The following is a 13,375-nucleotide window of genomic DNA, read 5'->3' on the forward strand; positions in this document are numbered from 1 at the left end:
GTATCGCTCCTGCCCGGGACGTTGCGATGAGGGAAATCAATCGCCTGCCTATCCCCGTGCCTTGCGTCAGCCCTCGGGCGTGACGCGGGTGATATGGTCGCCGGTCGGGTCGTCGGCGCCCTTGCTCTTGTTCACGACGAGGACACCGCCCTTGCCGTCGAGTGCCAGATGGTTCGGGAAGGAGCCGATCTCGATATTGCCGGCGATCTCGCCATCGGGGGTCACCGCCACCAGCGTGCCGGAGCCGCGCAGGGTCACATAGGCAAGATCGGCCTCGGGATCGAAGACGATGTTCAGCGGGTTGGCGCCCACCATCACCTCGTGCAGCACCTCGCCGGTCTCGTCGTCGAGGATCATCACATTGTCGCTGCCCTGCCCGGCGGTAAAGATCCGGCCGGTTTCGGCATCGTGGCCAACGCCGATGGTGCCGCGCGACAGGTCCACCGGCCAGACGCCGGTCTGTTCGCCCGAGGCGAGGTCGATCGCCGCCACCTCGTTGGTACCGAGACTGACCACGTAGAGCGTGCCGCTCTCCTCATCCAGTTGCAGGCTGGCGGTGCCGAACTCGGCCCGGCGGCGCGAAGAGCGCAGCTCGATGGTGCCGGTCTCTTCCAGCGTTTCGGTATCGAAGACATGCACGAAGGGCTCGAAGGTCGCGGTGACATAGACCTTGCCGTCATGGGCGACGGCATCGCGCGAATGGCTTACGGTGCCCGAAGGGAACTGCTTGATCAGCGACAGGTCGTCGGCATCGTAGACCGCCACGGTGTCCTGCCGCGTGTTGGTCACCCAGACCTGCCCCGCCTCCTCGGCGACACCGATGCCATAGACCGCAAAGACCCCGCCATCGCTGCCGTCTGCCCGCGCCGGCGCGGCGCCGGGCGCTGTCTGCGCGACGATCTCAAGCGTCTCGGGATCGAGCTTCATCAGCGCGCTCTGCTTCACCGGCGGACGGCCCACGGCGGAGGTCACATAGACCGCCTCGTCGGTCGCCGCGACCTGGTAGAGCCCCGGCTCCAGCGGCTGCGACTCGGTGGCAAAATCGCCCGACGGCGCAAGCACCGGCGAGACCTTGATCTCGAAGGTGGTGGCGTAGTCCGGGCCGGAAACCTCGGCCACCACTGGGTAGATCCCCGGTGCGGTGCCTTCGGGAATGGCGATCTCGGCGCTGATTTCGCCCTTGTCGTCGGCCTCTACCGCCGCGCCGTCATTCAATGCGGTGCCGCCCTGGCGGAAGGTCACGCTCTGGCCGGGGGTGAAGCCGCGACCGGTGATCAGCGCCACGCCGCCGGCGGCGATGGGGGCACGCTCGGCCCCAGCGGCGCGCAATTGCGCGTCAAAACCGCGTGCGAGATCTGCGAAGGGATCGGAAAGCGCGGGGGTTGCGATGAGCGCAACGGCGGTTGCGGCGGCGCAGACACCGCTGCGAAGGACGGATGGCAGGGACACGTCAGCCTCTCCTGTCTGGCGGGCGCGAGGCGCCCGGCGGTTGGATGTCGGATTGGCTGCGGACCCAGATAAGCCGGTCCTTGGCTTCGATATTTCCGCGCCCGTGCAGCGGTGCCGTACGGGCGCACGGGTGTCGATATTGTATCCGAGTAAATTCGTCAAGAACACAAATCGCTCCGCGGGCTCACAACTCTAGCGCGGTCTCCAGAAGGGTCGTGCGGGCAGAGCTTGCAAAGCTCTCGCCATGGCTGAGCCCGTCGAAGACCAGCGTCTCGCCAGCAACGCCATGCCCGCGCAGCGCCTCAGACAGCCGATCGAGCGCACCCTCGGGCAGCGCGTCGCGCATGCGCAGCAGATCCTGCGCGTCGGGATTGGAGGGCCGGCTGGCGCGGGCGCGTTCGGCGCTGCCGGAATGCAGGTCGAGCACCGGCATAGGGCTGAGCCCCCGCTCGACGCTGGCGAGCACACGGGCATAAAAGCGCGCGTCATCCCACCAGAGTGCCGGGCTGGCGGCGACGAAACGGGCAAAGGCGCCGCCAGCGGCCAGCGCCGCCTGCAAGACGAAGAGCCCGCCATAGGAATGCCCCCAGAGCAGCCGGCGCGCCGGGTCGAGCGGCGCCCGGGTCTCGACGCGCGGCAGGATCTCGCCGGTCAGCAACGCCAGATAATCAAGCGCGCCGCCGCCCGCACGGCCGCGCGGATCGGCGACCGGCCGGCCTTCGGCATCGGGCGGGGTGTAGTCCTGCGCGCGTTCCAGCGTGGCAAAGCGGGTCGCGCGGGCATGGCCATGCGCCACGATGGCCGGACCGCCCCGCGCCGCCAGCCGGGCCAGCAGCGGCTCGTCGAGCAGCGCCGCAACCGCGCGCCCGTCGAGCATGTGCAGCGCCGGAAACCCGCCCTCGGGCACCGGCCCGCGCGGCCAGGCGATGCGGATGCGGTGGTCGGCGAGTCCGGGCACAGGGTGCGGCAGACGCAGCTCGGCGGTGTGGTAATGCGCCGAGCCGGTTTCCAGAACCGTGGGCTCGGCCACCGCCTGCATCGGCTGCGCCAGTGTCGGGCCGCCGGTGCCGATGGCCGCGAGCCCCGCGAGAAAGTTCCGTCGCCCCATCATCGCCGCGCCTCGGCTTCGAGCGCCTCAAGCAGCGGCGTCTTTTCGCGCCAGGCCGCATACCAGTCCGAGACCGCAGGTTCGAACCAGTCCGCATCCACGCGGGTGATCGGCACACCGGCGGCCTCCAGCTCGCCCAGATAGCGCGCGTCGATCTCGCCGTAGCGCGCGACCATGGCATCGATCTGTTCGGCAAAGACCTCCTCGACCACGGCGCGGTGCTCGGCGCTCATGCCCTGCCAGCGGCGGCCCGAAGCGACGGCGGCCATGGGGAACATCATGTGATCCGAGACGATCACCTGCCCGGCATGTTCGTAATAGCCGGAATTCCAGGTGCCCTCGAAGTCGATCTGCATGCCGTCGACCTGGCCGTTGGCGAAGGCGTTATAGAGCTCGGGTAGTGGCATGGGCGTCGGCGCGGCGCCGATCTGGCGCCAGAAATCCAGCTCGGGCGCCAGCGGCACGGTGCGGATCTTCTGCCCGGCCAGATCGGCAAGCGTCTCAGCAGGCTCGGCCAGCACGATTTCGCGCATGCCGGCCATGCCCCAGGCCAGCCCCTTGAGCCCGAAATGCCCGAACCCGTCGAGCAGCTGCCCCGCCACCTCGCCGCGCAGGAGCGCCCGGGCCTGCTCCACATCGCGGGCGATGAAGGGCGCGAGGAAAACGCCGTAATCGGCATCGCGGTTGGAGAACTCGCCAACGGTGAACATGCCGAAATCCAGCGACCCCGATTGTAGCTGTTGCAGCATCCGCGCCTCGCTGCCGAGCTGGCCCGAGGGCATCACAAGGATCTCGACCGCGCCATCGGTGCGCTCGGCGATCTCGGCGGCGATGATCTCGGCGGTCCTGGTCCACTGATGCGGCGGCGGCGTGATCAGGCCGAGCCGATACTGCTCGGCCCCGGCATGCGTGGCGGTCAGGGCGAATACACAGGCGATAAGGTGTTTCATGTCGTCTCCATCTCAGAACAGGCTGCGGACAAGGCCGGTCGTCAGGACCGGGAACAGGCTCAGGGCGGCCAGCACCAGCGCTGCAGCGGCCAGATAGGGCGCCAGCCGCAGCACCAGCCGTTCCGGCGCGATGCCGTTGAGCTTGGCCGCGGTGAACAGCCCGGTGCCCACCGGCGGGGTGAGCAGGCCCAGCGTCAGGTTCACGCAGACCACCAGGCCGAATTGCAGCGGATCGATGCCATAGCTCTCCACCGCCACGGGCAGAAACACCGGCACCACCAGGATCAGCGCCGGCATCGGGTCGATCACCATGCCGAGCAGCAGCAGGCCGAGGTTGAGCAGCAGCAGGAAGAGCAGCGGATCGGCGGTGAGCGCGGTGAGCGCATCGGCGGCGCGCGCCGGCAGGTTCTCCCACGCCGCGATCCAGCCCCAGAGCGCCGCGACGGCGATCAGAAACAGCACCATGGCGCTGCCCGAGGCGGCGCGCAACAGGGCGTCGCGCAGATCCGCAAGGCCGAGCGCACGATAGACCGCGCCGCCCACCACCAGCACCGCCAGCACGCCGAAGATCCCCGCCTCGACGGCGGTGGCGAGCCCGCTGACGATGGCGCCGATCATCACCGCCGGGATCGCCATGGCCGGCAGCGCGCCCAGCAGCGTGCCGGGCGCGACGCCAGGGCGGCGCGGCTCCGCCGCCAGCCCCTCGCGCCGGGCGATCCAGGCGGTGACGGCGATCAGTGCCGCCAGCAGCAGTGCGCCGGGCAAGAGTCCCGCGACAAAGAGCCGGCCCACCGGCATCTGCGCGATCACCCCGAAGACGATGAGCAGCATCGAGGGCGGCAGCACCGGCGCCAGCAGCCCGCCCGCCGCGACCGTAGCGGCGGCGGCCTCGGGCGGGTAGCCGGCGCGGGTCATCGCCGGCACCGCCAGCCGCGACATCAGCGTGATCTGCGCCACCGAGGAGCCGAGGATCGCCGCCAGAAGCGCGTTGGCCACCAGCGTCACATGGCCGAGCCCGCCGCGCACCGGCCCGACGCAGAGCGCCGCGACGCGCATCAGCCGCTCGGCGGCGCCGCTGGCGCTCATCAGCTCGCCGAGCAGCAGAAAGACCGGCAGCGCCAGGAGCCCGTAGCTCTCGACCCCGGCAAAGACCTGCGCGGGCGCGTCGGTGAGCAGCGCGGCATTGCCCGACAGCGCGATCTGGAGCATCGCCGCGCCGAGGATCGCCACCGCAATGGGCAGGCCCAGCAGCAGCAGCAGCGCGAAGGCGGCGAGGCTCAGCATGCCAGCCCCCGCAGCGCCCGGCCCAGCCGCACGGCCATATGGCAGAGCGCGCCGAGGCAGAAGACCGGCAGCGCCAGCCAGAACCACAGCTTGCGCAGCCCCAGCGTCGCCGTCGGCTCCTGATAGAGGAAATTCGGCAGCACGAAGGCGCCCGGTTCCGGCGGCGGGCGCAGCGGCGCCAGCGGATCGAACCAGCGCCAGACCAGCAGCGCAAAGACCACGATCACCGCCATGAGCAGCGCCTCGCGCGCCAGCAGCGCCCAGGCCCGCGCCCGGCGCGGCAGCCGGTCGGTGAGCGCGGTGACCGCCACATGGCCGTCGCGGGCGAGCAGCGCCGAGGCGCCGAGGAAACAGGCCATCGCCATCAGCAGCACCGCCAGCTCATCCGCCCAGATCAGCGGGCGCGCCATGGCCCGCGCCAGCGCCGCCGCCGCCAGCACGCCCGAGAGCCCCGCGACCAGCGCCGCCGCGGCGGCCATCTCGATACGAGCCAGAACGCGGTCGGCCCGCGCCAGGGCGCGGGCGATGCCGGAGCTTTGGCCCGCCTTCGGGCCGGATGCGCGATGCGCGGCGGTCATGGGTCGGCTTTCGGAAACAGACACCGCCCGGCGGAACCGGGCGGCGTGGTTTTCAGGAACAGAGCCGGGCTCAGAAGGTCTTGGTCAGACCGAAATAATAGGCCCGCCCCGGCTCGTTATAGGTGTTGGCCCCATCGCCCGAGCGCTTGATCGACTCGTCGAAGATGTTGGTGACCCCGGCCTTGAAATTGAACCCGTTGTCAAAGGCGTAGGTCATGCCGAGATTGACCAGCGTGTAGGGATCGCGGCTTTCGGTGTCGCCGTTCTCGGTCCCCATGAAGGAACTGTATTCCGCCGCTTCGATCTCGCCATAGTGGGTCAGCGACGGAATGAGGGTCAGCCGGTCGTTGACGTTCCAGGTCAGAGCCGCGTTGATCGTGTAGTCCGGCACCAGCGACAGCGGCACCTCGATATTGCGGTCGCCCGAGGTCTCGCCGCTGCTGTTGGTGCCGCCCTTGATTTTGATCTTCTGGCTGGAATTGATCATGTAGGTGCCGTTGACCGACAGCGAGACCCGCTCGCCCAGCGGCATGGAGAAGCTGCCCTCCAGCCCCTCGACCTCGGATTCCGGCACGTTCTGCCACTGGAACAGGCGCGCGGTGCGGCCGTCGGCCAGGGTGGTGGTGCCGATCTGTTCGGTCCCGGCCTGGATCTTGTCGCGGTAATCGTTGTGGAACCAGGTCAGAGTCGCGTTGATGCCGTTGTCGCCGTTATAGGCCACGCCGATCTCGGTATTGACCGAAGTTTCCGGATCGAGATCGTCATTGCCAAGCACATAGCACGGCCCGTCGACATAGTAGGGATAGGGGCAGCCCCGGCCCCGGGTCGTATACACATAGGTGTCGGAGAGCTGGTAGAGGTTCGGCGCCTTGAACGCCTTGGCCACGCCGCCCTTGACCGTCCATTCCGAGGTCAGCTCATAGGAAGCGTTGAGCCCGCCCGAAACATTGGTGCCGAAGGTGTCCGCCCAGTCGACCCGCAGCGCCGGCGTCAGCGTCAGCCGGTCGGTCCATTCGATATTGTCCTCGAGATAGAGCCCGATGGTCGTCTGCTCGGTGATGCCGTCCGCATCGGTGGAATCGATGCTGCCATCGGCATTGGTGATATCGACGAAGGCGCTGTAATCGGTCAGGTCGAGCTTTTCCCAGCGCACTTCCGCGCCGAGTGTCAGCGCCGAGGGCCGGCCAAAGACGGTCTGGTCGATATAGGCCTCGCTCTTGGCGGCGATGGCTTCGAGAATGGCGGTGTCCCAATCCGAGGTGGAGTTGATCGCCCCTTCCCCGCCGCCGGCAGCGCCCTCGCTCAGGCGGGTGTTTTCGGTGTGCTCGTATTGCAGATAGCTCTTCGTCTCGCCCCAGCCATAGGTGCCGGTATGGGTAAAGGCGAAGGTGCCGCGCTCCATCACATTGGTCTCTTCACCGTCATCGGCGAGATCGTCGATGATCGTGTCTCCGTCCGAGCTGAGCCGGCCACCCAGCTGCGTGTCGCCGGCAAACAGGTTGCCCTGCCGCGACCAGCCGAGTTCGAAATCGAACTTGTTGCGGTCGCTCGGCTCCCAGCTCAGCAGCAGCGTCGCGTCCTTGTTGACCACACCCTCGTTGCCGGCGTCGTAGGAACAGGTCTCGGTGCCGGTATCGGGATCGACCTCGCAATCGCCGACCTCGGCGTTGAGATCGGGGTCGTCGGCCTCGCTCTTGTTGTAGCTGCCGGTAAAGCGCAGCGCCACGTCGTCGCTCAGCCGTTTCGCCCACAGCACGTTGTAGCGCTGGGTCATGCCCTCCTTGCCGCTTTCGGGCACATCGTAATGCACGCCGAGCTGCAACAGATCCTCTTCGGGCTGCTTGGTGATGATGTTGACGACACCGCCCGCGGCGCCCGAGCCGTAGCGCGCCGCCGCCGGCCCGCGGATGACTTCGATGCTCTGGACCATCTCGGCGGGCACCCAGTTGGTGTCGCCGCGCGTGTCGCGTTCGCCGCCCCGGCCCATCTTGACCGAGGTGCGCGACAGCACCGGCTTGCCGTCGATCAGGATCAGCACGTTCTCCGGCCCCATGCCGCGAATGTCGACCTGGCGCTGGTTGCCGCGCTGCCCGGAGGGCGAGGAGCCGGTGAGGTTCACACCGGGCATCCTGCGGATGATATCGGCCACGTCATTGACCACGGGCTGCCGCTCGAGGTCCTCCTCGGTGATCGTGGAGACGCCGAGCGCCTGCTTGATCTGTTCTTCCGCCGTCAGGACGATGGTGCCGAGATCGTAAAAATCGTCGCTCTGGCTCGACAAGGTCTGCGCCAGGGCGGCAGGAGCCTGAGAAATCGAAAAAAGGAAAAGCGCCGTGCCCAGGGGCAAGCGCGCGTTCACTGTCGCCATGAGAGTAACCTTCTGTCAGCCGGGTCTGTTCTGGATGCTGGCGAAGGCTTGCTGAGATGCGGTCTGCCCGATGACGCAGGAGATGTACAATAGAATATTAAAATAGTCGGGAATTTTGTGCCTGAATCGCAACACACGGATTTTTCGCGTGCACTCCGGCTTGGCAGGCGCCCCCAACGCCCCATGAGCCAGCAGGGCGCAACCTGCCCGCAGAGGCCGTGTCACTCCCGCCCCGGCCCGCTGCCGGGCCCCCGCAGATCCGGCGCCGCACACAGGAAAAAGGCCATGCACGACGCGCGCGCATGGCCTCTTTGTTTCCGGGTCGGTCGCAGCTCAGTGGCCGGCGATCAGCCCCATGCTTTCCAGCTTCAGAATGACCTGATGCGCGCAGTTGTCGACATCGACATTCTCGGTCTCGACGCGCAGCTCGGGGTTGGCCGGCACATCGTAGGGGTCGGAGATCCCGGTGAATTCCTTGATCTTGCCCTCACGCGCCAGCTTGTAGAGCCCCTTGCGGTCGCGGCGTTCGCATTCCTCGATCGTGGTGGCGACATGCACCTCGACGAAGGCACCGTACTGCTCGATATCCTCACGCACGGCACGGCGGGTGGCCGCGTAGGGCGCGATGGGCGCGCAGATCGCGATACCGCCGTTCTTGGTGATCTCGGACGCGACATAGCCGATGCGGCGGATGTTCAGGTCGCGGTGCTCTTTCGAGAAGCCCAGCTCGGAGCTGAGGTTCTTCCGCACGATATCGCCGTCGAGCAGCGTGACCGGACGCCCGCCCATCTCCATCAGCTTGGTCATCAGAGCGTTGGCGATGGTCGATTTGCCCGAGCCCGAGAAGCCGGTGAAGAACACGGTGAAGCCCTGCTGCGAGCGCGGCGGCTTGGTGCGGCGCAGCTCGGCCACCACCTCGGGGAAGGAGAACCACTCGGGAATCTCGAGACCTTCCTGAAGACGACGGCGCAGCTCGGTGCCCGAGATGTTCAGGATGTTGACCTTGTCCTTGTCGGTGATCTCGTCATTGGGCTCGTACTGGGCGCGCTCTTCCACATAGACCATGTGTTTGAACGGCACCATTTCGATGCCCATTTCTTCCTGGTGCTGCTTGAACAGCTCCTGCGCGTCGTAGGGGCCGTAGAAATCTTCGCCCGCCGAGTTCTTGCCGGGGCCGGCATGGTCGCGGCCGACGATGAAATGGGTCACGCCGTAGTTCTTCCGGATCAGACCGTGCCAGACCGCCTCACGGGGGCCGGCCATGCGCATGGCGAGTGGCAGCAGCGACATGGTGGTGGTCGAGGCCGGGTACTTGTCGAGAACCGCCTCATAGCAGCGCACGCGGGTGAAGTGGTCGACATCGCCCGGCTTGGTCATGCCGACGACCGGGTGGATCAGCAGGTTGGCCTGGCTTTCACGCGCGGCGCGGAAGGTCAGCTCCTGGTGGGCACGGTGCAGCGGGTTGCGGGTCTGGAAGGCCACGACCTTGCGCCAGCCGAGCTTGCGGAAGGTGGCGCGCAGCTCGTTGGGCGTGTCGCGGCGGGCGCGGAAATCATAGTGCACCGGCTGCTGGATGCCGGTGACGGGGCCGCCCAGATAGACCTTGCCGGCGGTGTTGTGCAGGTAGTTGACCGCCGGGTGCGCATCGTCATCGGCGCCAAAGACCTTTTCGGCCTCGCGCGACTTGTTCGGCACCCATTTGTCGGTGACGGTCATGGTGGCGAGGATCACGCCTTCCTGGTCGCGCAGCGCGATATCCTGGTCGATCTCGATCTTCTCGGCAAAGGCCTCGGTCACGTCGAGCGTGATCGGCATCGGCCAGAGCGACCCGTCGGCGAGGCGCATGTTCTCGACGACGCCGTCGTAATCTTCCTCGCTCAGGAAGCCCTTGAGGGGGTGGAAACCGCCGTTCATCAGCAGCTCGAGATCGCAGATCTGGCGCGGGGTCAGGTCATGCGAGACGAGATCCCCCGCCTCGACCTTCAGCTTCTGGGCGCTGTCGTAGGAAACGAACAGCTCCGGAATGGGAGCAAGGTAGTTTTGCATCAATCTGTTCCTGTCAGTGGGTGGAATGTAGCTGCTGGCAGAGCCGGTCAGTTCTGCATGGAGCGCCTGGTATTCCAGGAATTTCCTCGCGAGAAACCGGTCCGTCAAACGGGCCTTTTCCGCCGCTCCGCGCGAGGTCAACGTATAAGCGAAGCGCTGGCGCCGATCCGGCCCGGCACGTTCGCTGATTTTGATGAACCCGGCTTCGGCAGCGGCACGAAGTTGCGCATTGAGCCGCCCGAGAGATACGCCGATCGCCGAGGAAATCTGCCGCTGCGAGGCATCCGGCGACAGATCGAGCTGTCGCAGAAGCTGGAAGAGCGGCCCTTCCTCATCCGTGATCGGTTTCGCACCAGGCGTTGACATAGCAAGCGACTCAAAGTGTGTTCACAGCTGAACACATCGCACGAATGCTGCAAGCGCGAAAGCCCAAACCGCCCGCTCGGGCCGATTCCCGCCGACGTGGCGGTTTTGCAACGACGCTCTGCCCTTAGATCCGGCACCGTCAGCTCACAAAAAAAGGGGCGCACCCCAGGCGCGCCCCTTTCGATCAACAGCACCCAGGCCTGCGTTACCCGGCCACCGGCGTTTCGGCACCATAGCCCAGCGGCTCGGAGACATCCTTGCCCTCGTCAATGCCCTGCTCGGCCAGCCAGCGCTCGGCCTCGAGCGCGGCCATGCAGCCCATGCCGGCAGAGGTCACCGCCTGGCGGTATTTGTGATCGGTCAGATCGCCGGCGGCGAACACGCCCGGAATCGACGTCGCAGTGCTGTCGGGCTGTGTCACCACATAGCCGCCCATATGGGTTTCCAGCACATCCTTGACCAGCTCGTTCGCCGGCGCGTGGCCGATGGCGACAAAGACACCCTTGCACGGGATCTCGGTGATCTCGCCGGTGCGCACATCCTTGGCCCGCACAGCGGTCACGCCCTTCGGGTTATCCTCACCCACGACCTCCTCAAGCTGATGATGCCAGAGCGGCACGATCTTTTCGTGCTTGAGCAGGCGATCCTGAAGGATCTTTTCCGCGCGCAGCTCGTCGCGGCGGTGGATCAGCGTCACCTTCGAGGCGAAATTGGTCAGGAACAGCGCCTCTTCCACGGCGGTGTTGCCGCCGCCGATCACCACGATCTCCTGACCCCGATAGAAGAACCCGTCACAGGTGGCGCAGGCCGAGACGCCAAAGCCCTTGTAGGCGTCTTCCGAAGGCAGCCCCAGCCATTTCGCCCGCGCGCCGGTGGCGAGGATCACCGCGTCGGCGGTATAGGTGGTGCCGCTGTCGCCATGCGCGACGAAGGGGCGCTTGTCGAGCTCCAGCTTGCTGATGATGTCGCCGATGATCTCGGCCCCCATGGCGCGTGCATGCGCCTCCATGGTGACCATCAGTTCGGGGCCTTGAATCTCGGTCTGGCCGGGCCAGTTCTCCACCTCGGTGGTGGTGGTCAGCTGGCCGCCGGGCTCCAGGCCCTGCACCAGAATCGGCTCCAGCATCGCGCGGGAGGCATAGACCCCGGCGGTGTAACCGGCCGGGCCGGACCCGATGATGAGAACCTTGGTGTGGCGGGTGTCGGACATGGTGGCGCCTCGCAAGCTGTGACATTCGCGTTCCGCCCTGCATATAGACACCCGGCGGGGCGGCGCAAACCCCGGGCGTAAACTGGCGCGACAAAACACCCATTGATTAACAATGTTTCGCGAATATGAAACATTATTGCGCAGCGCGCTGGGGGTGGTATAACAATCGCGAATTCACATGAGGAACGACTATGCCTGGGAACCGGCTCGATCCGATCGACAGAAAGATTCTGGCCGAGCTGCAAGCCGACGGTCGCATGACCAATGTCGAACTTGCCAAACGCGTGGGCATCTCTGCCCCGCCCTGCCTGCGCCGTGTGCGCACCCTGGAGGAGCAGGGCTTCATCCGTGGCTATCACGCCGATGTCGACCCGCGCGAGCTGGGATTCGAGGTGCAGGTGTTTGCCATGGTCGGGCTGCAAAGCCAGGCCGAGAGCGACCTGCGCGCCTTCGAGGAGCGCTGCCGCGCCTGGCCGCTGGTGCGCGAGTGTCACATGCTGAACGGCGAGGTGGATTTCATCCTGAAATGCGTCGCCCCGGATCTCTCGACCTTCCAGAGCTTCCTGACCGGAGAGCTGCTGACAGCCGAGAACGTCGGCAGCGTCAAGACATCGCTGGTGATCCGTGGCGCCAAGGACGAGCCGGGCGTGCCTTTCGACGTGCTCGAGGAGCGGCTCAGCCGCTCCGCCTGAGCGGCCGGATCACACCGCCGTCAGGCTCTCGATCACCTCACGGGAGGTGCGGGTCATGGTGAGCTCGCCGAAATCCTGCACCGCGTCGATATTGGGGAACATCGACATAAAGAAGGCTCGCGTGTTCTCGCCGGTGATCTGTGACAGCGCCTTGCCCGGGTGGTAGGATTCCATCTCGATCCCGCCGACGCGGATGGTCGCGTGCCGGCCCAGCATGACATGGAAGAGCTGCACCGCCCCGCCGGGGCGGACGCGCACGATGCGGTCGCCATCGGCGAAATCGGACACCGGCACCAGTACCTTTTCCTGCCCGATCAGCGATTTCAGCCGCCCACGCCGGAGCACCATGCGCGCGGCCGGGCCGACCAGCACGTCGCCCATCGGGCGGCCCGGCCCGAAGGCGTCGGAGGTGATCCGCACCATCGAGGCCAGTGTGGTGGCGTCCTCGTCGACACCGGGCACATAGGTGGTGGAGCCGATCCAGGTGACGGGCTGCGCGCCCTCGCTGGTTTCGAGATAGTCGCCGGGCAGCAGATCCTCGATCGCCACCGGGCCGCGCACGGTCGGCATCAGCGTGCCGCGCGCAAAGGCGGTCGCGGTCTCTTCGAAAAGCGGCGAGGCCGGCGCGATATGGCTGTTGAAAGCGATGGAGAGATCCGGCGACAACGCGGCGACCTCGTATTTGCGCATGAGAGAAGAGGCGCGACGAGGCCGCCCGTCCCGAAGAGACCCGGCGTTACGGGAAATTTGCAGAGAAACCGCGCGGTCGACGGAACGGAAGGACTCGTGAAGGCTAGACATGTGAACACCCCTCGAAGGCTGGTCACATCCGTGTTGGCCCCCACCAACAACGACAGAAGGACATTGCGATTTCGTTGAACACGACTACGCCGCAATGCCCCGGATCTGTCAAAATTAAACCGGATTTGACCGATTTTTTGCGGTCAATCCGGCTCATTCTTGAGGATTGTCAGGTATTTCTGAACTTTACCGCCACAATCCGCCGAATCTCCGGCGAATCGAGAGCGGTTTTCAGGTGCTTTCTCAGGCGCGTTTGAGAATCGCGGCTTGCCCCTTGCGGCGCGCGATGGTCTCGGCACGGCGGGCGCCGCGCGCGAAGGGAAGCGTCACCTCGGCGCTCTTGGCGGTTGCCACGACCGACTTGATAAAACGGCTTTGCTTTTTCATGGTCCTGCTCCTTGGTCTTTTTGGTCTTATTGGTTTGCCTGTCAGCGCAGGTGCCCCCTGCGTGCCTGACGCAACCATGCCGCCGAATTGAGGCGGGTTTTTGACCAATGGCGGACAATTTCAGGCAGCAGGCCCG

The 13,375-nt window shown here is 66.3% G+C and carries 11 protein-coding genes; 1 reads left to right on the plus strand and 10 read right to left on the minus strand.

Annotated elements, in window-relative coordinates:
- Positions 1-66 precede the first annotated feature (66 nt).
- From Ga0080574_RS07545 to trxB, 8 genes are all read right to left on the minus strand, one after another.
- Positions 67-1,449 carry a beta-propeller fold lactonase family protein gene (locus tag Ga0080574_RS07545; RefSeq protein ID WP_076696650.1) on the minus strand — a complete coding sequence of 461 codons (1,383 nt, stop codon included), beginning with the start codon at positions 1,447-1,449 and terminating at the stop codon, positions 67-69.
- A gap of 184 nt (positions 1,450-1,633) precedes the next feature.
- Positions 1,634-2,557: an alpha/beta hydrolase gene (locus tag Ga0080574_RS07550; RefSeq protein ID WP_198039783.1), complete on the minus strand. Its 924-nt coding sequence runs from the start codon at positions 2,555-2,557 to the stop codon at positions 1,634-1,636.
- On the minus strand, positions 2,557-3,507 hold the full coding sequence (locus Ga0080574_RS07555; protein ID WP_076696655.1) for a TRAP transporter substrate-binding protein: 951 nt from the start codon (positions 3,505-3,507) through the stop codon (positions 2,557-2,559). The genes Ga0080574_RS07550 and Ga0080574_RS07555 overlap by 1 nt, the downstream gene beginning before the upstream one ends.
- 12 nt (positions 3,508-3,519) lie before the next feature.
- Positions 3,520-4,791 (minus strand): TRAP transporter large permease, encoded by a 1,272-nt coding sequence (locus Ga0080574_RS07560; RefSeq protein ID WP_076696657.1) that lies wholly within the window; start codon positions 4,789-4,791, stop codon positions 3,520-3,522.
- The gene (locus Ga0080574_RS07565; protein ID WP_076696659.1) at positions 4,785-5,369 is read right to left on the minus strand and encodes a TRAP transporter small permease; all 585 of its coding nucleotides are present in this window, start codon (positions 5,367-5,369) and stop codon (positions 4,785-4,787) included. Before Ga0080574_RS07565 ends, Ga0080574_RS07560 begins: the two co-directional genes overlap by 7 nt.
- 70 nt (positions 5,370-5,439) lie before the next feature.
- On the minus strand, positions 5,440-7,737 hold the full coding sequence (locus Ga0080574_RS07570; RefSeq protein ID WP_076696661.1) for a FepA family TonB-dependent siderophore receptor: 2,298 nt from the start codon (positions 7,735-7,737) through the stop codon (positions 5,440-5,442).
- A 333-nt stretch (positions 7,738-8,070) separates the two neighbouring features.
- On the minus strand, positions 8,071-10,149 hold the full coding sequence (locus tag Ga0080574_RS07575; protein ID WP_076696663.1) for a bifunctional sulfate adenylyltransferase/adenylylsulfate kinase: 2,079 nt from the start codon (positions 10,147-10,149) through the stop codon (positions 8,071-8,073).
- Positions 10,150-10,354: 205 nt separating this feature from the next.
- Positions 10,355-11,359 (minus strand): thioredoxin-disulfide reductase, encoded by a 1,005-nt coding sequence (trxB, locus tag Ga0080574_RS07580; RefSeq protein WP_076696665.1) that lies wholly within the window; start codon positions 11,357-11,359, stop codon positions 10,355-10,357.
- Positions 11,360-11,550: 191 nt separating this feature from the next.
- Between trxB and Ga0080574_RS07585 the strand changes: the two genes are divergently transcribed.
- Complete coding sequence (locus Ga0080574_RS07585; RefSeq protein ID WP_076696667.1) at positions 11,551-12,051, plus strand: Lrp/AsnC family transcriptional regulator; 501 nt, start codon at positions 11,551-11,553, stop codon at positions 12,049-12,051.
- Positions 12,052-12,060: 9 nt separating this feature from the next.
- Here the strand turns inward: Ga0080574_RS07585 and Ga0080574_RS07590 are convergent, their stop codons facing one another.
- Together Ga0080574_RS07590 and Ga0080574_RS26195 are read right to left on the minus strand one after the other, a co-directional pair.
- Positions 12,061-12,741 (minus strand): Hint domain-containing protein, encoded by a 681-nt coding sequence (locus Ga0080574_RS07590; protein WP_076696669.1) that lies wholly within the window; start codon positions 12,739-12,741, stop codon positions 12,061-12,063.
- Between the two features lie 354 nt (positions 12,742-13,095).
- Positions 13,096-13,239, minus strand: a complete 144-nt coding sequence (locus Ga0080574_RS26195) for a hypothetical protein (protein WP_198039784.1) — start codon at positions 13,237-13,239, stop codon at positions 13,096-13,098.
- Between the last annotated feature and the right edge of the window lie 136 nt (positions 13,240-13,375).

Origin of the sequence: Salipiger abyssi (assembly GCF_001975705.1) — a bacterium.
GTDB classification, from domain to species: domain Bacteria; phylum Pseudomonadota; class Alphaproteobacteria; order Rhodobacterales; family Rhodobacteraceae; genus Salipiger; species Salipiger abyssi.